Annotated in this window: 23 protein-coding genes (1 of these 23 running past the window's edge); 8 read left to right on the forward strand and 15 right to left on the reverse strand. The window is 40.1% G+C overall.

Going from position 1 to position 24,110, the window contains the following annotated elements; translation table 11 throughout:
• The 4 genes from LEP1GSC190_RS01530 to LEP1GSC190_RS01545 form a co-directional block, all read right to left on the reverse strand.
• Positions 1–332 carry the beginning of an adenylate/guanylate cyclase domain-containing protein gene (locus LEP1GSC190_RS01530; RefSeq protein WP_002745778.1) on the reverse strand. The gene continues 3,862 nt to the left of window position 1, outside the view, so only the first 332 of its 4,194 coding nucleotides appear in the window; the start codon lies at positions 330–332; the stop codon falls past the left edge of the window.
• A gap of 108 nt (positions 333–440) precedes the next feature.
• Positions 441–2,165, reverse strand: a complete 1,725-nt coding sequence (locus tag LEP1GSC190_RS01535) for a GMC oxidoreductase (protein ID WP_002745728.1) — start codon at positions 2,163–2,165, stop codon at positions 441–443.
• A 27-nt stretch (positions 2,166–2,192) separates the two neighbouring features.
• Positions 2,193–2,627: a hypothetical protein gene (locus LEP1GSC190_RS01540; protein ID WP_002745729.1), complete on the reverse strand. Its 435-nt coding sequence runs from the start codon at positions 2,625–2,627 to the stop codon at positions 2,193–2,195.
• A complete protein-coding gene (locus LEP1GSC190_RS01545; protein ID WP_051019791.1) occupies positions 2,612–3,625 on the reverse strand; it encodes a hypothetical protein in 1,014 nt (337 codons plus the stop codon). Before LEP1GSC190_RS01545 ends, LEP1GSC190_RS01540 begins: the two co-directional genes overlap by 16 nt.
• 596 nt (positions 3,626–4,221) lie before the next feature.
• Between LEP1GSC190_RS01545 and LEP1GSC190_RS01555 the strand changes: the two genes are divergently transcribed.
• On the forward strand, positions 4,222–5,151 hold the full coding sequence (locus tag LEP1GSC190_RS01555) for a cation diffusion facilitator family transporter (RefSeq protein WP_002745720.1): 930 nt from the start codon (positions 4,222–4,224) through the stop codon (positions 5,149–5,151).
• Between the two features lie 39 nt (positions 5,152–5,190).
• On the opposite strand, the gene LEP1GSC190_RS01560 is transcribed toward LEP1GSC190_RS01555, so the two are convergent.
• The 3 genes from LEP1GSC190_RS01560 to lfb1 all read right to left on the reverse strand — a co-directional run bounded on the left by LEP1GSC190_RS01560 (position 5,191) and on the right by lfb1 (position 7,295).
• On the reverse strand, positions 5,191–5,691 hold the full coding sequence (locus tag LEP1GSC190_RS01560; RefSeq protein WP_002745776.1) for a PaaI family thioesterase: 501 nt from the start codon (positions 5,689–5,691) through the stop codon (positions 5,191–5,193).
• Positions 5,678–6,271 (reverse strand): TetR/AcrR family transcriptional regulator, encoded by a 594-nt coding sequence (locus LEP1GSC190_RS01565; protein ID WP_002745727.1) that lies wholly within the window; start codon positions 6,269–6,271, stop codon positions 5,678–5,680. The genes LEP1GSC190_RS01560 and LEP1GSC190_RS01565 overlap by 14 nt, the downstream gene beginning before the upstream one ends.
• Positions 6,272–6,926: 655 nt before the next feature.
• Positions 6,927–7,295, reverse strand: a complete 369-nt coding sequence (gene lfb1 / locus LEP1GSC190_RS01570; RefSeq protein WP_002745742.1) for an LIC10280 family protein — start codon at positions 7,293–7,295, stop codon at positions 6,927–6,929.
• Positions 7,296–7,839: 544 nt separating this feature from the next.
• On the opposite strand from lfb1, the gene LEP1GSC190_RS01575 reads away from it, so the two are divergent.
• A complete protein-coding gene (locus tag LEP1GSC190_RS01575; RefSeq protein ID WP_036035898.1) occupies positions 7,840–8,268 on the forward strand; it encodes an SRPBCC family protein in 429 nt (142 codons plus the stop codon).
• Between the two features lie 426 nt (positions 8,269–8,694).
• On the opposite strand, the gene LEP1GSC190_RS01580 is transcribed toward LEP1GSC190_RS01575, so the two are convergent.
• The 3 genes from LEP1GSC190_RS01580 to LEP1GSC190_RS01595 all read right to left on the reverse strand — a co-directional run bounded on the left by LEP1GSC190_RS01580 (position 8,695) and on the right by LEP1GSC190_RS01595 (position 12,669).
• Positions 8,695–10,161 carry a potassium/proton antiporter gene (locus LEP1GSC190_RS01580; RefSeq protein ID WP_002745759.1) on the reverse strand — a complete coding sequence of 489 codons (1,467 nt, stop codon included), beginning with the start codon at positions 10,159–10,161 and terminating at the stop codon, positions 8,695–8,697.
• A 554-nt stretch (positions 10,162–10,715) separates the two neighbouring features.
• Entirely contained in the window at positions 10,716–11,423 is a 708-nt protein-coding gene (locus LEP1GSC190_RS01590) for an IspD/TarI family cytidylyltransferase (RefSeq protein ID WP_002745766.1), read from the reverse strand.
• On the reverse strand, positions 11,401–12,669 hold the full coding sequence (locus tag LEP1GSC190_RS01595) for a diaminopimelate decarboxylase (RefSeq protein WP_002745774.1): 1,269 nt from the start codon (positions 12,667–12,669) through the stop codon (positions 11,401–11,403). Before LEP1GSC190_RS01595 ends, LEP1GSC190_RS01590 begins: the two co-directional genes overlap by 23 nt.
• Before the next feature lie 77 nt (positions 12,670–12,746).
• Between LEP1GSC190_RS01595 and LEP1GSC190_RS01600 the strand changes: the two genes are divergently transcribed.
• The 4 genes from LEP1GSC190_RS01600 (at position 12,747) to LEP1GSC190_RS01615 (ending at position 17,999) form a co-directional block, all read left to right on the forward strand.
• Positions 12,747–13,823 (forward strand): zinc dependent phospholipase C family protein, encoded by a 1,077-nt coding sequence (locus LEP1GSC190_RS01600; RefSeq protein WP_002745767.1) that lies wholly within the window; start codon positions 12,747–12,749, stop codon positions 13,821–13,823.
• Positions 13,824–13,829: 6 nt separating this feature from the next.
• Positions 13,830–16,316 (forward strand): penicillin-binding protein 1A, encoded by a 2,487-nt coding sequence (locus LEP1GSC190_RS01605; RefSeq protein ID WP_002745732.1) that lies wholly within the window; start codon positions 13,830–13,832, stop codon positions 16,314–16,316.
• Positions 16,317–16,418: 102 nt separating this feature from the next.
• Complete coding sequence (locus LEP1GSC190_RS01610) at positions 16,419–16,829, forward strand: bactofilin family protein (protein ID WP_002618425.1); 411 nt, start codon at positions 16,419–16,421, stop codon at positions 16,827–16,829.
• Between the two features lie 51 nt (positions 16,830–16,880).
• Positions 16,881–17,999 (forward strand): peptidoglycan DD-metalloendopeptidase family protein, encoded by a 1,119-nt coding sequence (locus LEP1GSC190_RS01615; RefSeq protein ID WP_002745771.1) that lies wholly within the window; start codon positions 16,881–16,883, stop codon positions 17,997–17,999.
• 444 nt (positions 18,000–18,443) lie between these two features.
• On the opposite strand, the gene LEP1GSC190_RS20935 is transcribed toward LEP1GSC190_RS01615, so the two are convergent.
• From LEP1GSC190_RS20935 to LEP1GSC190_RS01635, 3 genes are all read right to left on the reverse strand, one after another.
• Positions 18,444–19,228 (reverse strand): IS5 family transposase gene (locus LEP1GSC190_RS20935; RefSeq protein ID WP_420844245.1). Its coding sequence is split into 2 segments (ribosomal slippage): positions 18,444–18,880 and positions 18,880–19,228, totalling 786 coding nucleotides; the frame shifts between segments, so codons are not numbered across the junction.
• Between the two features lie 273 nt (positions 19,229–19,501).
• Entirely contained in the window at positions 19,502–20,161 is a 660-nt protein-coding gene (locus tag LEP1GSC190_RS01630; protein ID WP_002745734.1) for a hypothetical protein, read from the reverse strand.
• A 35-nt stretch (positions 20,162–20,196) separates the two neighbouring features.
• Positions 20,197–20,646 carry a MarR family winged helix-turn-helix transcriptional regulator gene (locus LEP1GSC190_RS01635; protein ID WP_002745736.1) on the reverse strand — a complete coding sequence of 150 codons (450 nt, stop codon included), beginning with the start codon at positions 20,644–20,646 and terminating at the stop codon, positions 20,197–20,199.
• A 585-nt stretch (positions 20,647–21,231) separates the two neighbouring features.
• Between LEP1GSC190_RS01635 and LEP1GSC190_RS01645 the strand changes: the two genes are divergently transcribed.
• Positions 21,232–22,611 (forward strand): histidine kinase dimerization/phosphoacceptor domain -containing protein, encoded by a 1,380-nt coding sequence (locus LEP1GSC190_RS01645; RefSeq protein WP_002745762.1) that lies wholly within the window; start codon positions 21,232–21,234, stop codon positions 22,609–22,611.
• A gap of 121 nt (positions 22,612–22,732) precedes the next feature.
• Here LEP1GSC190_RS01645 and LEP1GSC190_RS01650 read toward each other — a convergent pair whose 3' ends face one another.
• Complete coding sequence (locus tag LEP1GSC190_RS01650) at positions 22,733–22,981, reverse strand: LIC12628 family protein (protein WP_173380582.1); 249 nt, start codon at positions 22,979–22,981, stop codon at positions 22,733–22,735.
• A gap of 76 nt (positions 22,982–23,057) precedes the next feature.
• Here LEP1GSC190_RS01650 and LEP1GSC190_RS01655 point away from each other — a divergent pair, with 76 nt between their 5' ends.
• Positions 23,058–23,885, forward strand: coding sequence for a crotonase/enoyl-CoA hydratase family protein (locus LEP1GSC190_RS01655; RefSeq protein ID WP_002745761.1), 828 nt, complete (start codon positions 23,058–23,060; stop codon positions 23,883–23,885).
• Between the two features lie 8 nt (positions 23,886–23,893).
• On the opposite strand, the gene LEP1GSC190_RS01660 is transcribed toward LEP1GSC190_RS01655, so the two are convergent.
• Positions 23,894–24,073 carry a hypothetical protein gene (locus LEP1GSC190_RS01660; protein WP_036035903.1) on the reverse strand — a complete coding sequence of 60 codons (180 nt, stop codon included), beginning with the start codon at positions 24,071–24,073 and terminating at the stop codon, positions 23,894–23,896.
• Between the last annotated feature and the right edge of the window lie 37 nt (positions 24,074–24,110).

Consider the following 24,110-nt stretch of genomic DNA (forward strand, 5'->3'; position numbering starts at 1 on the left):
TCGTCTTTTTGTTTTTCGAAACTGACTAAAACGGAATCTCCCGCGAATTGATAAACCGCTCCTCCCCATTGACTGAGATGTTTTAACAATCCAGTATAGTAATTGGAAAGAACGGTTTGTAGCGCGTCGATTCCACGTGTTCCCTTGGCTGCTAACGCCAAAGTAGTAGGAGTAAATCCGACAACGTCGAAAAATAAGATGGCCCCCTCAAAAGACTGCGACCTTTGCAGTTTGGATTCGTTGGCATCCGCCAATCTCCGAACAATTGCGGAAGGCAGATAAGGTCTGATCAATTCCAGGGTGTCTTTAATGGATTCCGTTGCGCTGTTCATAATAATCCTAAAAAACGAATGTTATTTCTCTGCATTTAATTCTGCAAGCTTGTTTAGATGGAGGTTTTGACTGAACTCGTCTTCATGCTTGCAGTAACGTATTTTTTGTCAGAGATTTGTCGTCGGTTTTATTCCTGTAATTCCTTCCGCGACTCTTTCGGCAAGAGCGGCGATTGTCATGGATGGGTTTGCACCGATTGCGGTCGGAGAAAGACTTCCATCGGCCACGTAAAGTCCTTGGTACGAAAAAACCTGTCCGAAAGTTTTTGAGTCCGCAGAAGTCACTGCGTGAGTTATCGAATTTCCGATGATGCAACCGCCTAACGGATGTACGGATACGTTATTGCGAATTGGCCAAGACCAGGTCGGGAGCGGAAAGTAAAAGTCTGTTTTGATAAACGAAGCAAAGGCTTTCATCACGCCTAAAATTGCTTCATAAAGCGACATGTTGTTCTTTTGAGGCCATTGAATCTGAAAACTTTTTTTACGATCCAAAATCATTTCACCATCTGCACGGTCGATTCCCATACACAACAATACCGCCGAAGTGTAGGAAAGGTCGCCTTTCATTAATTCGCTTATCAGATAACCAATTTTTCCGAAAATTTTGCCGTCTAAAAATCTTTTGAAAAGCTCCCCGAGCATATGAAAGAAAAATCCGATTCTTAAAAACCAGGGAACGGACGCCTCAGCAAAATAAGAAGCAAAAACGGGATAACTCGCGTCTTGAAGAATAAAAGCCTTTTTAGGATCGTAACTTTTGAACAAGTTATAGTCCGTATATTGTGTAATTACCGGGCCGTAGTTTGGATTTGCAGGTTCTTTTCCTTTAATGGCAAAGGATAAAAAATCGCCGTTGCCGGAGAATTGTTTTCCTACATGATCCGATATATCAGGAAGAGTTTTGAATTCTTCCTTACATCTTAAAAGAAGTTCGGTACTTCCTAACGTCCCTGCGGAAACTACAACTCGTTTTGCGACTACGGAAATTAAATCTCTGGTATGTGCGGAAAGATCTCTAAAATAAATTCGATAACCGTTTTCTCCGTGATAAGAAGAATTATCGCTTCCATCCGGTCCAAGGGGAACTATCTTTTGAACCAGATGTTCGGTTTTCACATCCGCCTTGTATTTATTTTCCGCTACAAAGAGGTAATTTAGATCCAAAGTATTTTTGGAATGTGTATTACATCCGATATCGCATTCCGCACAATACGTGCAGGAAGTTTGAACGGCTCCGTAGCGATTTTTTTCCTGGAGTCCTATCGATATCGGTTTCTTAAAATCGTTTCCGAAAAATACGTTAATATCCGCGAGTTTGGATTCTCGGCCGACAAACTTCGCGAATCTTTGATAGAGTTCGGTTCGAACAATTTTTCTTCGAGGATCGTTATCCGTTGGAATTGGTCGGGAGCCCAAAATTTCTTTTACGATTTTATAATATGGGTTGAGGCTTTTCTTTTTCACGTTTGCAGGCCAACGTTCGTCGAAGATATGATCTGGAGGTTCTAGGAAAACGTTCGCGTAAATCAAAGACCCACCGCCGAGTCCTGCGGAAATAACTACGTCCATGTTTTTGTAATTTCGAATGTCGAATAGACCGGTTTGATTCAATTTGGAAAGTTTTTTCGGGCGGGCTTTGGAACTATTTTCTTCGGGAACGTTCCAAAAATTTTTGGACATATCGTGGGGAGAACGGGGGAAGGAACCTTTGGGATAGCGTTTTCCACGTTCCAGAATTAAAACCCGGCCGGGCCATTTTTTGCTCAATCTACAGCCGTTTACGGCTCCGCCGAATCCGGTACCAATCACAACCGCTTCGTATTTTTTCATTACAACCCCAAAGAATATATTTGTATATTAAAATAAACTAAATTCAAGACGATTTAAGAGATAGATACCTATAATTAGGGCCCCCAAAAAAGAAACAAACGAGAACAAAAAATGAAATTTATCCCATTTTTCCAAGGATCGAAACCCTTTATAAATTCGTTTCGAAGACCATTTAGGCAGTTCCTCAAGCTCATCACCCAATTTGTGAAGATCCACGAAAGTCAATACAATCAGAACCAAGGTTAAAACTAAAAGAAGAGGATTGATCGTTCCGGAAATGGTGCAAAAAACTTCTCCGGTATAACTCAAATTGCCCCAGCATACGAACGTACGAAAGGAAATCCAAGCAATCAAAATCGGAAGACCTGCAAATACGATAAGGATTTCTCCCCAAATCGATTTCTTCTTAACTTTTCTTTTTCTTTTTTTTCGAGGGTGTTCTTCGCTTAAGGATTTAGCCATAAGTCGTCTCCGTCGTAGAGTTCGATTTGTTTACGGGATTTTTTGTCTTGAAAATAACCGAGGTCTTTCCAAACTTCTAAGGAAACTTGTTTGTAAATTTTCCAAGACTTACCACAATCCGGAATGTGCGGAATGTCCTTTTGTTCGACTACCCTTTGAACGTACTCTTGACAATTGGAGGCGGGATAACGTTCCTTCTGTAAGGGATTGTATTTTGGAAAGGAGTCGGACTCTTTCAATCGATGTAATAAGATTTTTCTGAGTCTGTCCTCGCATTTTGTTCCAAAAATACAATGCCAGGGATAGTTATTTCCAGTAAGTTCTCTTACCTTTCTAAAATCTTCCTTGATTACAACTTCCTTCAGATCGGAACGAAATAAGTTCGGAATATTCTTCGCATAATTTTCCCACTCGACAACACGGTCATCGTTGTAAACTGGGTGATCGGGCAAGGTCATATCGGAAGCGTGTCCTCTTCCCGTAGGATACATTTTTTTAGGATTTAACAATTTGCGATGTGCGAATGAATCTCCTAACAAATGAAAAGCGAAACCTAACGCACATAATCTTTCGGGAAGTCTTTCCTTTTTGGAAGTAAGTTTTGTACGCAGTCGATCCAAGGTTGTGACGGCTACATTACGAAGGTGTTCACTGTTTCCACCTGTTAAACCGTGTAACAACTGCTGTACCTCGGCCATTCTCCCCAGAACCTTCGGTGAACCTTGGCTTTTAAGAACCCAAAGTATATAATCGAAAGGATATTTAAAAGCCAGCTTTTGATACACTGAAATTGCGTCCAGTTCTGGAACCTCGTCCGGAAGTTGAGTACAAAAAGCGATAAGGGCGATTTCGTCTTTGGTTAGAGGAGAAGAAGTTTCAAAGTTATTTAAAACGGTTTGAACAGTATAAAAATGCCCGTCTTCTTGATATGCATTTACGTTGTGACATAACGGTAATAGAAAAATAAGCAAGTATTGGGCTAATTTCTTCCAAGACATAGATCGACAATGAATGCTTTTTTTAGCGACAATTGCAACAATTGTTTCTCTTTCTGGTGGCTTTCTCGACATTTTTTGGAATAAGTTTGAAGCAAAGAATAACGCAAATTTTGTTCTTAAGACTCGAAAATATGCTTATCAAAGGTAGAATGTAAAACAGGTAGCAAAATCGGTTGAAAATCTTGGAAAAATACGCCATTCTTTTCTTTAAACGTTGAAAAGCCGTTCGGATCGGAGGATCATTTTGCAACTCCGTATTATTTTAGAAAAGTCTAATGGAGTGTGGGTTGCTTTCAATTTGTAAAACGAGGGATTTTTTTAAAGAATCTATCCCGAAATCTTGGAATGCGGGAATTACTACAGAAATTGAAGGACAATAAAATCTGTTCAAAAATCTTAAAATCCTCAAAAAGACGTAATCTGTGGGACTATTCCATTTTCTATGAGTTTGCTAAATGATTAAAATTAAATTCTCTTCGGATTTTGAAGCGGATTCTAAAGAAAGTCGATTTTCAGAAATAAACATATTTTTTCCGTTTACAGGTTCATAGCTTCGCTATTCTGAGAAAGATATCATTTAAAACACGGAAGGACTCATGGGGCATCACTCGCATAACCATTCTCACGATCATACTTCTCCCCACGATCATCATCTTGGGAGTGCGGGTAAAAGCCTTATGATTGCGATGTTTTTCAATCTCATTTATGCGGGTATCGAGGCGGGAATAGGCCTTTGGTCCGGATCGCTTGCTTTGCTTTCAGATGCGGGTCATAATTTGATGGATGTGAGTTCTTTGTTTCTTGCTTGGATTGCGATTAAACTTCAAGAAAGAGGACCTTCTCCGGGGTTTACTTACGGTTGGAAAAAATCTTCGATCTTAGTCAGCCTTCTTAATTCTATTCTAATTTTCGGTACTGTAGGTTTTATCATTTACGAATCGGTTGAGAAATTATCCAGACCGACTTCTGTTCCTGGAGGAATGGTTGCTGTTGTGGCTTTTGTGGGGGTTTTGATAAATTTTTCCTCATCCTTTTTATTCCGCAAAAGTAAGGACGAGGATGTGAATATGAAAGGCGCATATCTGCATCTTCTCGCGGATGGATTGGTATCTTTGGGGGTGATCGTTTCCGGTTTATTGATTCAGTGGTTTGGATTTTTGTGGATCGACCCAGTAGTTGGTCTTTTAGTGGGACTTGTGATTCTGTACGGAAATATTCCGCTTTTTAGGCAAAGCCTCCGATTGAGTTTAGATTCCACTCCGGATACGATTCAATCGGAAATCGTGGAAAGCGAGCTTAAATCCATAGAAGGCGTATTAAATATTCATCATATTCATATTTGGTCTTTGAGTACTACGGAAAACGCTTTGACTGCGCATCTCGTTTTAAAAAACGGCCTTTCTTCCGATCATCAGAGAATTATCAAGTATAAGGCAAGGGAAATTCTGAAGGGTTTAAAAATTGCACATGTTACTTTGGAAACCGAAGAAGAACGGGAAAACTGCGGACAAGTCGATTGCAACTGACCGCAATGGAATCATTGATGAATCTCGTTTGATAAAGATTTATTCTTCCTGTTTGTTCGTCATTCTTTTGAGCATAGATTCTTGTAAAATCAAAACACTTGAAGTAGCGATCGCAATGAGTTTGTTTTTCGGATTTCTAACTTCCGCCTGCATAGTTAGCATAGCGAGAGATTTAGAAATTACTTTCGCTTCGATCAAAATGTATTCGTCCTTTGGAAAGAAAGTTCTAAAAAACTGCGTAGATAAATCCGTGGTAACGCAGGGTTTTTTAGCGGCAAGATAGGAAAGAGGTCCGAAAGTATTATCTAACGCGGTGCAAAGCATTCCTCCTTGAAAAATTCCCATCGGATTTGCAAAACGATCATCGTAAGGAAACCGAACTACAATCCTTTTTGCTCCTTCGAATTCTACGAATTCGGCCCTCATTTCCTTAAAAGATTTTGGTGGAAGTTCGAGACTGAGATTATACTCTTTGGCCATTTTATCGGACAAGTTGTTCATCACTTCCCATGCTTTTGTAGTGGATTCAGAAACCTGCATTTTTATGCTCCTTCATTTGTATCATCGATTTAAGACTTTGAATCATTTTCGGAAAATATTCCTTATCCTTTCGGATTCTTGAAATTTGCATTGCCCCTTGAATTGCGGAGATGAATAAATCAGCCGTATCGCGAACACTGAGAGTAAGTAGAAAGGACCCGTCCTTTACCCCGTCGTACAAAGTTTGTATTAAAAAATCGCGATGTTGATCTTGAAGAATCAGGGTTTTGTCTCGGATCGTTTGAGAAAGGACATGGTATTCTGTGCCTACAACACCGAATGGACAAATATTTCCATTTTCACCGGCATAACTTACATAAAGTTTAAAAAGTCCGAATAGTCTAACGCGGGGAGATCTTTCCCTTATGTTTTCTATATATTTTTTGAAGTCCTTATCGTATGCTTCCAGTATTTCAAGACCCAATTCCTCTTTGGAAGGGTAATAATAGTGGATACTCGCCTTTTTAATTCCTAAATCGTTGGCTATATCTTGGAAGCTGAACGATCGGAAACCGACACTTTGAAAATAATCCCTAGCAATAGTTACGATTTTTTCCTTTGTATCTCCCCCAGATCTCATCAGCCCACTTACCTATCGATAGGTAAGTGGGTCAATCTAAAATTTCATTTTAGAAACAATCTACAAAGCCTATTTCGATTTTCATGGGAATTTATCTTTAATGGTTTTGATAAACTTTCGTACGATAGAAAATCATTGGGTATCGAATTTTACGTTCTCTTGGCTTAGGAATGAGGACAAAGTGATCTGATAAATAAGGCCATTTTCCAATTCGATCAGATGTTCTTGATTCTTATTAAAAACTTGCTCCAAAACTTAATATTTTAGGAGTTTAACGATGAAAAGAACCGCTATAAGGCTTATAAATTACCCGATACGACGTAACCTGTGGAAACTCCTGTATTTTATTACGAATTTACCAAGTGATTTTGGACGAATTCTCAATTATTTTATGTCTCTTCAAATTGGATTTAGTAGATCGAATCGATCTTTTGTTTTCGTTTGAGAAAATTTTATGATAATACTTTTCAGAACAGAAACAGGTAGGATAAAGCATTATCGAAACAGGTCTTTGGCGAAAAATCTATCAAAGAATGAGTGAGAAATTAGAATCTCGAAAGCAAGGAAGGTTTTTGAAAGAACGAATGAATTCGAAATCGTTGTAGAACCAATCGGGAGCCCCGATCGTTCCACAACCAAATACATTCGTATATTCCTATTTTCTTAAGGTTTCGGTTGCACTTCCATTTGCCCAAGTTCCTTCTAAAAGTTTACCACCGTTTTTTACTTCGTAAATAACGGATTCCGATTCTCCCCAATTTACGGTTAATGTAGATCCTTCCAGGGTTCCGGTTCCGGTAAAAGTTTTTCCGGCAACATTCCAGGTAAAGAGGTATTCTCCGTTCGATTCTGTGACCGTAACGCTTCCGCTATAAGACGAGCCGTTCGGATTGGTTCCGGCAACTTTATACTTGCCACTGATAGAGGAGGGAGTGTTGGTTTGGCTGCTAGTCTGCGCGTATGCGGTTGAAATAAAACCGAACACCATAAGAACTAGAAACAATTTTGAAATGATTCGAAACATTTGCGTTTTCTCCTTGAAGAGTGGGAGAATTTTGAGTGTATTTTCGAAAAAGTCAATTCATAATTCTAAAAAACAAATAGATTCTATAGGAAATTTATTATATTAAAATGTAAAGTGAGTCAAGTTTGAACGGCTTTTTATTCTGCAAAATGATTGGATTGAAAAAATGAGTTCTGAAAAATTCAATGATCCGAATGATTATGATGAGGAAATGAATACTTGCATCTTTGAATGTGCATATTGAAGCACATACGTATGCGTTTCTTTGAATACGAAATAGCTTCAATCAAAAGAAGAATGATCGAAATGCACATTCCCAGAATTCCGGTTTAGACGAAATGCTTTTTCTTTTTTCTATCTTTAAAAAGATTGGCTTCGGAGAAAGAGTTTTGAGATGTTTCATCACTTCAAAACTTGTTATGTTTTTTCTGAATGGGTTTTCGCATTTTCCGAAGCTTTAGTCGTATTCTTTAGAATATGGAGATTTTTCCGGTTGAGGAAATTAGAGTATTATCGGTCTGTTGTTGATTTTGGAGATTTTAGAATGAACCAAAATTTAATTCTCAAAAAGAAAATTTCTATTCGAGCTCCAATCGCGAAGGTTTGGAACGGACTAATCGATCCGGAAGTTATTAAACTTTATCTTTATGGTACACGAACAATTTCCGATTGGAAAGAAGGAAGTTCGATCCTTTTTACGGGTGTTTGGGAGGGGAAAGAATATGAAGATCACGGGACGATTCTCAAATTAGAAAAGGAAAAAATATTTCGATACAACTATTGGAGTAATTTTTCAGGTGTTCCGAACATTCCCGAAAATTATTCTATCATTACTTTCGAATTGGAATCGGAAGGGACGTTTACTTCTCTTTCCTTAATTCAGGAGAATTTTCCTACTCGAACTTCCTATGAACATTCCGATAGCGGTTGGGACTATGCTTTGAAAACACTGAAGGATTTTTTGGAAAAGTGATCCGAAATGTTCGATCCTTTTATTTCATTTCAAAATATAGATCAAAAAAAGTCGCTGAACTTATTCGATTATTAGTAGGAAATCGTGCAGTAGGGATGTGTGGCGTACAATGCGGTCGTCTCTTTAAATACGGCCGAAGACGTGAGCTGTAGCGAGCCCGCCGTTCCTGCGTTTTTTTTCTTAAGAGCCTGTTCCAAAACCTCGAAATATAGGAGCCTCTAGGAGAACTTAATAGTTATAAAATATGCTCGAAAGCTCGTAAACAACCAAAGAGATATAATTTGTGGGAACTTCTATATTTTATTACGAACTTATTGAATCATTGTAACTGATTTCTTTTAAGGTTTTAGGACAAGCTCTTAGTACCTTAAACGTACGAAAAATTCGAGCCGCGACCGCCCGATCAAAATAAAAATCAAGATGTGGTTAAATCGTATCTTCCATTTGTGATAAGATGTCTCGGATTTTGTCCTCACTTCCCTTCGGTGTTAAAATCAAAAGAACATCACCTTCTTCTAATGTAGTTTTTCCTGTTGGTACAATATGTCTGTCTCCTCTATAGATCAACGTAATTAGTGAATTTTCGGGAAAATTCAAAGAATATACGAACTTTCCGGCGGAATTTGATCCGTAAGGTACGATAAACTCTAAAAGATTTGAATCACTTTGTTCTCGATTTTCAAATTCGAATGGATAGGAAGCTCTTTGTTCTAAGGGTGCGTCTAATCCGAGCCATCGAACGACTTGAGGGACGCTGGTTCCTTGTAAGAGCAAAGAGACAAGTACCGTAAAAAATACTAGATGGAAAATCTTATCTGAACCCGCTAAACCTTGAGCGAACGGAAATGTCGCGAGTATAATCGGGGCTGCACCTCTGAGTCCAATCCAAGAAACCAATAACTTCTCTCTAATATTATAGCCGGATCGGAAAAGAGAGACAAACACCGCGATCGGCCTTGCAACAAATACAAGAAAAAGGGAGAATATTATACCCGTTCCGAAAAGTGGGGGAATTCTACTTGGATAAACAAGTAAACCTAATGTTAAAAACATGATGATTTGCATCAACCATGCGATTCCATCTAAAAATCTGAGATTACTTCGCTTGTGAACGAAGGATTGATTTCCTAATACGAGTCCTGCGATATAAACCGCGAGAAACGGATTTCCTTGAATTAATTCCGTCGCCGAATATACAAACAAAACCGATGCGGAAATCAAAACCGGATACAATCCTTCATATTCGAGCTTGATTCGGTTTAATCCTTTGTAGATCGCATATCCGAATATAACTCCCGCTATCGTTCCAATGGAGAATTGCATAAAGATATGAAGTGCCAATTCTCCGATTTGTGGTGGGTGAGGTCCTAAAAGACTCAATATACTTACGGTTAAAAGAACGGCTAACGGATCATTACTTCCCGATTCGAGTTCGAGCAAAGAGGTTAATCCTTTTTTCATTCCCGTATTTCTGGTTCTCAGTACGTTAAAAACGGCGGCCGCATCCGTTGAAGATACGACTGCTCCCAATAAAAATCCGATAATCGGCGAAAAACCTAAAACGTAGACGGAGAACAATCCCATAACGGCCCCGGTAATCAATACTCCTAAGTTTCCGAGGACAATTCCTTTCCAAAGAACTGGTTTGATCTTTAACCACTCGGTTTCCAGTCCTCCCGAAAATAGGATATACGCTAATGCAATGGAGCCTACTTGTTTTGCTAGTACGGGATTGTCGAACTCGATTCCCCCGAGGCCGTCTGAACCTGCCGCCATTCCGATGACGAGGAATAATAATAGTGAAGGGACCCCGAACTTAGTAGAGATTCTTAAAAGTCCGATGCTGAGTATGATTAGCCCGGATAAGATGAGAGTGCCGAATTCGAATTCCATTCAATACCGTTAGTATAAATTTTTATTTTGTCTGATTTTAATACGAGAAGTAGGTTTATTTTCATTTCCTTTTTCATTAAAAAGCGGTTACTTCGAAAAAGTTTCTTTTGGGTTTTGTTTTGATCTACGTAATGACTTGGAAAATCCTTGGTATAACCTTTTAGATCACAATGCCGGGAACGATTCATTGAACCGATTTGTAATCCCTTAAGGGATGTACTATTGAGTCCCCTCATACCGAGTAAAGAAAAACGATAGAAAGGAGGTTTTCACTAACATTAAGGTCATACTTTTTGCAATAAAGATTTCCCGGCTTTATGAGGACTCTCATATTTCTATCGGATGATAAACACGATTTTTTATGTCTGATTCGAGAATAAATTTAGAATCTATATCAAACATGGCCTTTAATTCCGTATAGAGAATTTTTTAATTACATCTCCAAAAAAGATTATCGTCGTTTGGAATCTGGATAAAAAATTACCACTTTGTCTCATAAAAAGAATATGGGACCTCTTCACGATTGTGTTTTCTTTAAAAGTCTGATTTTGCTTTTATGATATTTTTTGGAATAAAGAAGAATAAAGTTCCGCAAGTTCCAAGTCTTCCTTACGGGTAATTTTAAGGTTAAATGGATGCGACTCTACGATGGAAGATTTTTTTCCTGCCGTTAAAGCCCAAGAGCAAAGGTCGGTGGGAATCGGGTCCGTTGGCAATGTTAGCAGTTCTTTCAAAATATCTCCTCGGATTCCTTGTGGAGTTTTCATAAACCAAATGTGTTCCCGATCTAGAAAGGACGAGGTCTTTCCATTCGATTCTTCTAATACGGTTTCGGAAGTGCGAGAAGCAAGTGTGGAAATTCCGTTCTCACGGATACTTTCGCATAACAAGTCCAATTCCTTTAAAAAAACGAATGGCCGAGCGGCATCGTGAATCAATAGAATGTCTTCGCTTTGGATCGTGAGTGCGGATAAACCCCGAAGCATGGACCCGTGCCTTGTCTCTCCACCTTCTACGATACGATCCTGGTTTTCTAAAAAAGGACCGCAAATAGATTCCGTTTTTAAAATGAATTCCGGATGAGAAACTAAAACGATTTGTTTTTGTTTTTTCCAGCTCTGGAATTTTTTGAGTGTGTGAATTAGAATGGGCTCGTTGGAAAATTCCAAAAACTGTTTTGGAATCTCCGAGCCCATTCTCGTACCGGTTCCTCCGGCAAGAATCAGAACGTAAATTTTTTCAGAGAGAAATAGGGACTTCATTCTGAAAAATTTGTTCTAGGTTTTGCCGTTTCCGAATGAGTTGAAAACTTCCATCTAAGCCCACAAGAACTTCCGCAGTCTCGGGAAAAGAATTGTAATTTTTTGTGGACATGGAGGAACAATAAGCGCCCGCCCCTTCCATTACAACATAATCTCCTAATTTAGTTTCTCCTGTTATTCTTGTGATCGGTCCGCCGCCTTCGGCTTGCGTAAATAAATCTCCACTTTCACAGCAATGTCCCACATATACGTAATTTGCGGTTTTATCGGAATGTGTTTCTACTTTGGGAACTACGACCAATGGATGTCTTGCCGCGTACAGAGAAGGCCTTGTGTTCACGTCCATTCCCGCGTCAATCTTTACAAAAGTATAACCGCCGTCACCCGTGGAAACTACATCGTCCACTGTGGTGATGATCGAACCGTTGTTCACCATTAAAAACGAACCCGGCTCGATCTCCAAGTGAAGTAAAGTTCCGTGTTTTTTCGCGAATTCTTGGAAAAGTTCAACTACGGGTTTGCCGATTTTTTGAAAGTCCGTGGTTTTTTCATCTTCCATTCTACCGACCTTAAAGCCGCCGCCTAGATTCAAAATTCTACACTCTGGAAATTGCGCCGCGATGTCGAGAGAGACTTGAGCAACCGCTTTCCAAACTTCCGGATCGCTTCCTGATCCGATATGAGTGTGAATTTTAAAAATTTTGAGTTTGTATCTTGAGGCGATTTCCTTTACCTTATTCAGTTCCTCATGCCAAACACCGAAGGAAGAAGTTTTTCCGCCCACGTCCGTTTTTTTGGTTTGTCCCGAACCTAACCCTGGATTAAAACGAACGCTGACTTCTTTTCCCGGAAATAAATTTCCAAAGGCTTCCAATTGACGCAGAGAGCAAGCGTTGAAAACTACGCCCTTTTCTACGAATTCTTTTAAGTTCTTTGCAAGTTCCTGAGAAGTAAGCATGATTTCTTCTGGTTTGAATCCGTAATGAATCGCTCTCGACACTTCGTATTCGGAACTTGCGTCAATTTGAATTCCCTTTCGTTTTATGATTTCAAGGATTGTTCGATTGGGATTGGCCTTCATTGCATAGCGTACGGTTAATCCGTAGCCGTTCGGAAACGCAAGTGCAGCGTCACAGCTTTTTTCGATCCCTTCCCGAGAATATACAAAAATCGGGGTTCCGAATTGCTGTGCAATCGAGCGTACTTGAAATTCGGTTAAAAATTTTAATTTTTCTATTGGTTGCATAAGTAAAATGGGCAATTCTAAATGGTTTTGAGAACACGCTCCTAAAAGGTTTCGTTTTTTAAAAGGTATTTTCCATCATGGCTGGCAAAATCACTCATCTAGAAGTCCTTTCCCAGATTTGTAAACATCTGGATCACGGAACTGCGGACCAAAGAAAAATTGCCCTTCTAATGCGAGCTGAATCCAACCGAAAGTTCGCAAATATTGGAGCCATCGCCCCAGATATATTTTACTTTTATCATGTATTTTCTCCTCGCAAAACGAAAAAAGCCACAATCTGGGGGGATATGAGTCATCATAACTCCGTTACGGAACTTGTTTTAAGTTTTTTAGATCTTATTCTACAAACCGAAGTGGGGATTCATAGAGATCGTTATATTGCGTTTACTCTCGGTTACATCTGTCATTGTGTTGTGGACATAGTCACTCATCCGTATATTTTTTATATCTCCGGAGACTTTTACAACAAGGACAAAAAGATCAGCAGCCTTGCCCAGTACAATCACATGAGAGTAGAGAACGCACTGGATTCCTGGCTTCTCGACTACAGATGGGGAATGACTCCGAAAGAATACGACTTTGTCCATCACGTCGATGCGATTTTTAAATCTGAAAAAAAAATCTGGAAGATGGATCCCATACTCTGGCATTTTTGGCTTCGTGGTCTTAAAGCGACTTTTCTAGACGAATTCAAAAAATATTATATAGGTTCTGAAGACAAGATCATTCCCGGAGATTTGTTAAACGAATCCTTTCTTGGTTATCTGGAATTTCACAGGGTTTTGGATTCCAGAAGCAGATGGATTCGGGGCACTTTGAAGTTTTTAGACCAGATTACGTTTCACAAAGTTCGATCCTCGGTTCTGATGCTTCCTCTCAAGGAACATATAGACAAACGGATCATGAACGAGGAAAAAAAGAAGTGGAATTACCCAGCCGACCCTTCAATCGTGCGAAACGACTCTTTCGTGGAACTGATTAATCGCTCGGCGCAAAATGGTAGGGACGCGCTTACACATGCATGGAATTATCTAGAGAATAAAATGAGTCGCTCCGCATTCTTAAAGGAATATCAAGGATATAATTTAGATACGGGACTTCGTTTTCAAGGAGTCGACAGTATGAAGGAATTTTCACCGTTGGAAGAAGTTTAATCGAACATGAAACAAGAACCAGTCAGTTATCTTTTCCGTTTTTTCGTCATTCATTTTCGGGATAGGATTCTTCAGAAGATTCTAAATTCCGAAAATCCGTTGAAACAATTGACTAAGCTCTGTGCGGGTTTGTTGTTTCTCAACGGATTTTTGTTCGTATTTTCCGTCAAGGATCTCTGGAAAGTTCCCGGATCCAATCAGTATGAAAAACCTTCCGTTCTTTATGGAATCAATGATAAGAGTGAGTACGAACCCATCGCGGAATTTTATCGTTTTTCCCGTGTCGTTTTAAACATCAAAGAACTTCCTCCCGAAGAAGACGGCAAACTCAACAAGCTCATCCGTAGTTTTGTTTCTACCGAGGACAATCATTTTTATTCGCATTGGGGGCTCGATTTACGCGGAATTTTCCGTGCTTTTATGGTCAATCTTTTGGCGGGTAGAATCAAAGAAGGAGCCTCGACAATTACGCAACAGGTCGCTCGTTTAAAATTCTTAAATACGGAACGTTCTTTCCTTCGAAAGGCCAGAGAGGCTTGGCTTGCGCTTCTTTTGGAAGTGGTTTTTGATAAGGACACGTTGATGGAAATTTATCTCAACGAAATTCCTCTTGGTCATGGAACGATCGGAGTTGGAGCGGCGGCTCGGTTTTATTTTCGTAAGGACGTAAAGGATTTGACTTGGGGGGAATCTGCATTACTCGCCAGTTTAACCACAAGGCCTACGGAATTTTCTCCCTTGGTCAATCCTAATTCCTCTAGTGCGAAGGTTCGCGTCGTATTTAAGAAATTCGTGGAAAACGGAGTTCTCGACGTCAAAACTGCGGAGAGGGAATACGAAGCATTTTCAGAATATTATATTACTCTAAATCGTTCTCCGAACGATTCCGCGTTTGGCGATAGGTTGAATCGTTTCCCCTATTTCACGGAATACGTGCGTAAAAATCTGGCACGTTACATTCCTATAACTACGTTGTACAGCGGGGGGTTCAAGATTTATTCTACCTTGAACATACAACATCAGACTCAAGCGGAGAAGGCTTTGTATGCTGGACTGAAAAATCAGACCGCTCAATCCAATCAGAGGATGTTCACGAAAATAGATGCGTTCGACGACGCCTACGGTGAAATTTACGATCTACTATCGATGTTAAACGACATTCCTGAGTTTAAGTTTAAGATTTCGAAGTCGGTTCGCACGTTTAATCGCACTTGGCAGGAGGACCTGAGGGATGAGCTTGGTGTTTTGAATCTTTTAAGCGGAACCGAATCTTTGGGCGAAGCAGTCGATTGGAGTTATAGAAATCAACAAACCGAGGACTTTCTGCTTCCCGTCGAAGGCGCCTTGATCTCGATGCGCCCCGATACGGGGTATATCACGTCGATGGTAGGAGGTTCCGGTTTCCGGTCGGATAATCAACAGATTCGCGCTTTCCAGGCCTATCGCCAACCCGGTTCGGCGTTTAAACCTTTGATATACGCGGCCGCGATGGAATATTATAATCAACATCCGGATCCGAAGAAGAACGTAACTGCGGCGTCTCTTTTTTCCGATTCTCCTCTCCAATACGTATTAGAAGACGGTGATGAATGGACGCCTTCCAATTATACGGGAGAATATTCTGGATTTATAAAACTTCGTGAAGCGCTCGAACTTTCCAGAAATAGTGTCGCAGTTCGGGTTTTGGATCACACTGGGATCAGCAACCTCATGCCGGTTCTGGAAAAAATTCTTCAGATTGAAAATCGATCCATTCCCAAAAACTATTCCATCTCTTTGGGAACTTTCGAAGTTTCTCCGTACGAATTGGCCCGCGCGTATGCTGTCATCGCTTCTGGAGGAAAACAGGTATTTCCATTGAGTGTTCTTTATGTCGAAGATGATTCCGGAAATGTAATCAAGGATTTCAGAGAGGAAGCGAGTAAACAGGAAAGAAAACGGATTCTTTCTCCAGAAATTTGTTTTATCCTCACGTCAATGATGGAAGACGTAATTAAAAGGGGAACCGGGACAGGCGCCGCTTCTTACGGTCTCAATCGTCCGGCCGCAGGAAAGACTGGAACGACGAATAACTTTCGGGATGCTTGGTTTGCGGGTTATTCTGCCGAATTAGTAAGCGTAGTTTGGCTTGGTTATGATACTGGAACTCTTTCGATGGGTAAAGGAATGTCTGGGGGTGTGGTTGCCGCTCCAATCTGGGGGCGGTTTATGTCGAATGCCCTTTCTCGGGAAAAATCAAAGCCCTTTCATTTTGGGGAAACGGGAATTGTTCGAAAACAAATCTGTTCCATTTCCGGGAAACTTCCTGGTTCTCACTGCAATCAAACCGAAGAAGAATATTTTACCAAAGAAACAGTACCCAAAGAAGTTTGCGACGATCATCGTGGAGCTGGTTTTATATCGGAACCCGATCTGCCTCCTTCTCACCAAACCCAAGTGAAAAAGAAGCAGAAAACTAATATTTTCCAGGGTGACGATGATTTGATTCAATAATTCCAAACAAAAATACTTGTCGTTTTGGGATTGAGTACACAAATAGATTTACGGCGTGTCTCCGGTTAGGGGATGGGTTTTGATTGTTAGCAGGAGTTTTAGATGGCCATCGGCAGGGAAAATAATAACAGTGTAATCGGTCCAGGATCTATTTTCGAAGGAAAATTTTATATCGCGGGTTCTCTTCGTATCGACGGTAAATTCGAAGGAGAAATCAAAACGGACGATACTCTTTATATCGGAGAGACTGGAAAGGTAAGAACGAATATCGCGGCTAAAGAAGTAACCGTTTCCGGGACTATGATTGGAAACATCAAGGCTGAAAGCGAAGTTCGTCTGGAAGAAACTGGAAGGCTTCTCGGAGATATCGTCGCTCCTGCGCTTCACCTTGCTAAAGGAGTGGTTGCAAAGGGGAATATAACAATTACAGGCGGACAAAAGAAAGACGTAAAAAAAATCGTAGAAGAGTCTTTCGGTGGAACCCGGACTTTGGACAACGGCAAGGACGAATAAGTTCTTTTCTTCCTATAGAAAGGACTACAAAGCGGCCGATATTTTTCCTGTATGATCTTCAAAAAGCCCAGACAACTGACCGCAGGAAAAGAACTCCTTCGGACGGAAAATTTTACTCTGATCTACCTGGGCGCATTTCATTTTCATTATTCGTTTTATTTTAGAGGAAATCTCTATCACGGGAATCTGGACTTTCGGAGAAAAAAATTCCGGTTTATTCCTATATTCGCATCTATCGCGCTTTTTCTCGCATTCTTGGGATTTGGGATGAACCCGAGTAGTGCGATGATGGATTCTGCTGGACATGAAATCACCGAAAACGATTCCGAGGACTTAAAGGCAAAATCCGGGGATGAAAAGTTTTTGGAGGAATCCGAAAAGGCAAAACTTACAATTTTGATGGCGAAGGAACTCAAGAACCCTTCCGAAAAGAAAAAACAATTTAAAGTTACAGCGTATCGAGTGAAGCGAAATGAGACATTAGCTGAAATTGCTACTCGCTTTAAGGTTTCGATGGAATCTATCGCGGGTTCTTCCAACATCAAAATCGAAGATACACTTTATCCTGGTCAAATATTAAGTATTCCGAATAAACAAGGTCTTCTTTACAAAATGAAAACAGGAGACACTGTCGCAAAAGTAGCCAATCTTTATAAGGTTAACTTGGATGAAATATTGTCGGAAAACAAATTGGAGGATCTGGATATTCTTAGACCTGGTCAGAAACTATTTTTACCAGGTGCGGTAATTCCGGATCCAGCTCCAAAGTGGGTGATCCCTGTTGCATCCAGAGTTGTAACTTCCAATTTCGGATTTAGGACTTTCCCCAGAAAAAAATTTCACGAGGGGCTTGATTTAAAGGCTTTCTACGAGCCGATTGCCGCTGCGAGAAACGGTAAGGTGATTTACGCCGGCTGGATGGGTGGTTACGGAAACGTGGTCGTCATCGAACATACGAACGATTTTAAGACTCTTTATGCGCATAACTCCAAGCTTTTTGTTCAACGTGGGGATTATGTGCTAGCAGGGAAGAAGATTGCAAGATCTGGTTCCACTGGTTATTCGTTCGGGCCTCATTTGCATTTCGAAGTCATAAAAAACGGAAAGCCTGTTAATCCTTCCAAATATTTAAAGGGGCTTACGTTTAGAAAGGGTGGGCCGACACACTAACAAAGGTCGCGAGCTGTTCCTAAAAGACTGTGTTCTCGAAATTGTAAGTAATCGAGCGATCCGTAGAAAGCGAAGTTAGAATTTCTTGATGAAATCTGTCGTGTATCCGGAAGAGATGTGGGAACTACTGCTGTATCTTCTATAAATCGAGATCGATTTATTTCTGTCCTTTACATAAAATGCGGGAACTACCGCAACTTTCCAAAAACAGTCTCAACGAAATCATTTGCCTTCTACCAATCTGGGAGTTCCTGCGTTTTATGCTCTGGCTTTGTTTCGAACGCAATCCGCCCGTTTTCAAAGTGTGTGAGTATTTACACAAAGATCCATCGTTTCTAAAACAAGAAATGTAAGAACCTACCACAAGCCCAAAGTCAACCGACTATCCTCAGGACACGGTTGCTATACCTCCAAACTCTAAATGGATATCTATTAGAGGTTATCTCAAAAACTCCTAATAACGATCATGATACATGCGAGTATCAGAATTCCATAAAAGTTTTGATCGTTTCGTTCGTATCGAGTTGCAAATCTTCTGAAGTTCTGTAGCCAAGAAAAAGTTCGTTCAATTTTCCATCTTCCACGATATTTCCGCAACTTACGTCCATCCTGTGTCTTTTTCTTTTTTCGATTTGATTTGTGTGGAGCGATCAAATTTACTTTATATTTCTTTTTAAGATATTCATCTAAAGGATCAGAATCGTAAGCACGATCTCCGACTAAATCTTTGATTTTGCCTTTGACTTTTTTGCGGATGATTGCACCTTCCGCGAGCTTACTTTCATGCGGCGAAGCACTTTCAATCCCGGCGGAGATAGGAATACCATTTTTGTCGACGATAACCATGACTTTTGTACCCTTTCCCCGTTTAGTTTTGCCAATACGTAGGCCCCTTTTTTTCCAGGAACAAAAGTCCCGTCAATGAAACACGTGCTTAAATCCATCTTGCCTCTTATTTCTAAGTCATGAAGAAGCGCTTCTAAAATTTTATCCAGGGTTCCATTTTTGCGCCATTCTTGAAATCTTCGATGGCATGTTTGATATGCGGGATATCTATCAGGTAGGTCTATCCACGGAGCACCAGTGCGAAGAATCCATAATATACCGTCCAAAATTGATCTTGAATTTACACGCGGACGACCTTTACCGTCATCTCTTGCTTCGGGTTCTACAAGTAAATCGCAAAGCAAATCCCATTGTTCGTTCGTTAAGTCACCTAATCGGCTCATAACGATCAATTATATTATTTATAGTTTAAGTACAAGAAATTTTAAGTCTGACTACACGGATGACGGTTTTTGAGATAACCTCTAGATTCTTCTCGAAAGTCAAAGTGGAGAAACGGTTTTTTATCCGTAAATCTTTAGGAAATGAAAATTACATTTTGAGAAATAAAAACAAGCGGGAATATCGTCCGGCTTTATCGAAAAGTTTTGAGTTAAGAAATCGATAAACGCGGCCGGACGATGATCGGGTTGAAAACACGAGAACCCGATTTATTTTTAAGGACGAGTCTCTCTATGATGTTTTACTAATTTAAGAATCGCGTAACCTCCCGGAAGCATTGGAAGCACCGCCGTATAAAGTCCCGAGAAATAATATTCCCCCATAGTTTTAAAGTAATAGTTCGGCATATCCGAAATCATTACTCCGTTGACAATTTGAGAAACCCTTTCTGGGTTGTTCGGTTGAACGCTTGGCTCCAAAAGTGGAAAAATAAAATGGGTGAATTCCGCAAGACCGGGACCGATAAAAATGAACCACGCAATAAAACCTGCGAGCGGGAATCTAAAGAAAAGACCCAACGCGGTCAACATATAAAGCATCGGACCGATCAATGTGAATACGACTACGAATCCCTTTTCAGTCCAGGGGATTTCGAATAAACGACTCACAGCGGGACCGAAGCCCGTCAGATATTCCTCAATCATGTGAATCTGCAAACCGACTACGGTAAGCACAAATAAAGGAAGAATCACTTTAGGATCCACGGGCCTTTTTAAATACGTGAAATACCAGAAAATCCATCCGATCAATCCGGACCCTCCCACAATGATCACAGGTGGCCAGCCGATTTTGATATAACCGATCGTACTCGCCGTGACTATAAAGATTATGGCCGCGATGGCGCTCGAATTTTTTTTAAAAGTTGTAGTTTCCATACTCAACATTCCTTCTTTTATTAAATTTAAATCATCTACTTCGCTTTTAGATTTACGATGTTCCTTTCAATCTGCGCCAAAACGTTTATCGTAATGGTCAGATGTTCTTTGTTTATCTCCATACTTGCGTCGTTTAACAAGGATTTGGCGATTTGTATCAGCTCCTCTTTCAATTTTTCCCCCTTTTCGGTGAGAAAAATCAGCCTGCTGCGCCGGTCTTCCTCTGCCACTACCCTCCGGATCAGACCGTCCTTTTCCATTCCGTTCAGAAAACGGGTCACAGTAGTCTTGTCCTTGATGGTTTTTTGCGAGATTTCGTTCTGATTCATTCCATCCGATTCCCAAAGCCGATTCAGGATGACCCACTCTTCGGGAGTAATAGAAAAACCGGCGCTTTTAAAACGTTCCTGAAGTTCTAACTTCATTACGATCGCGCCACGATTGATTCTGTAACCGAGTGTATTTTCGATCTGAAAATCTTTCATTATTAGATGTATAATACAACTAATCGCAGCAACGGTCAACTCCAAAATTGGAAAAAAGATTAGAATCCAGTCCGAAATCGAACAGACCCTGTTCGGTCTTTTTGATAAGTCGAAATTACGTTTTTAGAGAAATCTTACATTTTTCCTGAATGGAGAACAAACAATCTCTGTGTTCGCAAAAATCGATTCTCTAAAATAAAGTCCAGGGTGGAGAAAAAACTTAAGATTGATTTGCGCGCTCCTAATGAATGATAAAAAAGGAAAATTTGCAAAAAAAGAAGACCCAAGTTGTTCTAAATACTTAGAGAAATTCCTTAAAGAGCGGCGCTTTCTTACACAAAAGGGTCGTCCAAGCTTAGGAATAAATTTAAATTAGGCTAAGATTCTTCTCAAAAAAAGAGTCTAAGATGAAGTACTTGTAAGAGGATCGAAATCGTTTCTCCCAGTTTTTTTCTTTTCCCTTTAGGGAATCTGAGAAAACTGAGAAGAGCTTGGAATTTCTAAAAAAGGAAAACATAATTTCACCATAACTTTTTCCGTTTTTTGACAAATGTCTTGTTGAATTCGGAGTTATTTTAGTAACTAATGAATATGCTTCAAAAACCCAAAATATTGGTGGTCGAGGATGAGATCATCGTCGCCGTCAATTTAGGTCAAAAACTGAAAAAATTGGGTTACGAACTCGTAGGGATTACTTCTTCAGGAGAGGAAGCGATTCAGAAAGCCGAGGAAAATCATCCGGACCTTGTTCTCATGGATATAAACATAGAGGGGAATCTAGATGGAATCGAAACTGCCGAAGTACTTCGGAATCGTTTTCACACTCCTGTGATTTATCTTACCGCATACGCCGACGAAAGCACCTTAGATAGGGCTAAAAAGACTCAGCCTCTTGGATATATTGTAAAGCCTTTTGAATCCGATCAACTCCGCTCTTCGATTGAAGTAGCTCTTTATAAAAACGAAATTGAGCAGAGATCCAAACAAACTGAAGAAAAATTGAAAGGTGCATTGGATCAACTGGGGGCGGGAATTGTAACTACGGATGAAAATGGATTTCTACTTTTTATGAACCCGGCAGCGGAAAAACTGACCGGTTGTAAATATAAGGATCACCTTGGAAAACCGGTTCGAGAAATTCTTTTTTTCGAGAATAAAACTGGAAATACGATCGGAAACGTAGTGGAAGAAGTTCTCAAATCCGGACTTCCTAGGGAAAGTGGAAATCTATTCTTAATTTCGAAAAACGGAAATAGCCAAGAAATTCAGCTCCAGAGTTCTCCGATTTTAGGAGCGGAAGAAAAGTTAACAGGAACTTTTAATATTCTCAGAACAAGAGAGCAGCACACGAGTACGACTGAAAAAGATACCTACCTCAAAGAAATTCATCATAGAATTAAGAATAATCTCACGATCATTTCTTCTATTTTTAGTCTTAGATCCGGCCAAGCCGACGAAGAATCCAATGATATCCTTCGGGAAAGCCAGAATCGTTTGCGTGCGGTCGCACTTCTTCATGAAATTCTTTATGAAAGTAAGGATCTTTCCTCAATCAGCTTTGAACTCTATGTGAAAAAACTTACGGATGCACTTTTTGAAATTTACCAGGTAGATCGGGAAAAAATTCGGTTGGAATTAGATATCCAAGAGGCAAAAGTGAAAGCCGAGATTGGAATGAACCTCGCTTTGATCATCAACGAACTCATTACAAATTCTTTAAAACACGGATTGGCGGGTTCTGAATCCGGTTTGATTCGGGTCAGTTTCACGAGAAAGAACGAAATGTCGACTCTGGAAGTTTCGGATAGCGGAAAGGGTCTTTCCGAAAAGTCGATTCGAAATAGAAGTCCAAACTCGCTTGGTTTATCTCTTGTGGAGTCCCTTGCAAAACAGATCGATGGGAAAGTCGATTTTCTCAATCAAGAAGGCGCCTGTATTCAACTGAGCTTTCCTGTTTCTGTTTGAAAAAGTAAAAGTTCCTCTCGATTTTCCGATCAAGTTGATGGGGAAGAGGTTCTCTAATTTTTTTCAAAACTCGTATAATTCTCAGGTAATGGAATTTCCTGAAAATCTGAAAAATGAGTTCCTAGTTTGAACTTGAGCCCTTTTCAATTTGTTTTGTGTAATGCCAAACAAAGAATGAGGTTCCTTCTTTTGTTTTCTTCTCAATACATAGATGTTTTTTGGAAACTATGTGGGAACTCCCTCGTTTTTCCTGTATAACATCTACCTTTTCTAAAAGTTTTTTCCATTCTTCTTTTGGATGCGAATGACGCATTTTTTCCCAACTGATGATCACTAAAACCCTCCTAAAGATTATGAGAATCATTCTCATAATAAAAAAATTGTCCACCATTTCTTCAGACTAGGAATGGCTTGTAAGATTTTTTTTTATTCCCAGAGTGACTGGGATGAAGGCCCATTTTGAATTTTTTGAAATTGTCGTAAGACCTGAAGATAAAACCGCCGTTCTTTATCTCAATCGCCCTGAAAAAAGAAATGCAATGGATTGGCCTTTCTGGAGGGATCTACCGGATGTGATTGAAGAAATCAATGCCAATCCTGATATTCACGCGTTCGTGATCGCTGCAAGAGGAAAATCCTTTTCCATTGGTTTAGATCTGGATTCTTTTATTCAACAATTCGGCAATTTGATCCAAGCTCCCTTAGGTAGCGATCGTAGAAAATTCTTCGATCTCATTCTTAAAATGCAAAAAGGAATCAATGCCGTTTACGATTCACCAAAACCGTCCATTGCCGCAGTTCAAAAACATTGTATCGGTGGAGGGTTGGATCTGATTTCCGCGTGTGATATTCGTTATGCTACGATAGACGCACTAATTTCTCTCAGGGAAGCAAAAGTTGCGATTGTTGCCGATATGGGTTCGATCAACAGACTTCCTTCTATCATTGGACAAGGCCATACACGAGAATTGGCTTTAACTGGAAAGGATATCGACGGAACCGAGGCGGAGCGAATTGGGCTCGTAACCAAGGTTTTTCAGACCCAAGGAGAAATGATGGAAGTAGCCCTTGCAACTGCAAAAGAGATCGCCGAAAACCCTAAGATCGTCGTGTCTGGCGTGAAGGATGTGATGAGATATTCCGAAGGAAAACCTTTAGAAGCCGGTTTGAATTATGTTGCACTTTGGAATTCGAGTTTCCTTGATTCTGTGGATTTTAGAAAGGCGGTACAGTCTTTCCGGGAACGTAAACGTCCCGTTTACAATCAAGACTGATCTGGGAATTACGCGTAAAGATCTAGAATTCTTCTTTGTCCTTCTTCTTTTGAATTTCGAATTCCCACTTCTACGGCGAGATTCAACATCTTTCGGTTCAGATCACTTTGTACCTGAAAAATTTCCTTAGGTAAATTCGCGACTCTTTCCAAAAGTAAACTCTGGTTTGTATTTCCATTGATATTCATAAATTCCCTCTTCTGAGAATTTTGGGTTTTTCTCTCT

The organism is Leptospira mayottensis 200901116, assembly GCF_000306675.2.
Taxonomy (GTDB): domain Bacteria; phylum Spirochaetota; class Leptospiria; order Leptospirales; family Leptospiraceae; genus Leptospira; species Leptospira mayottensis.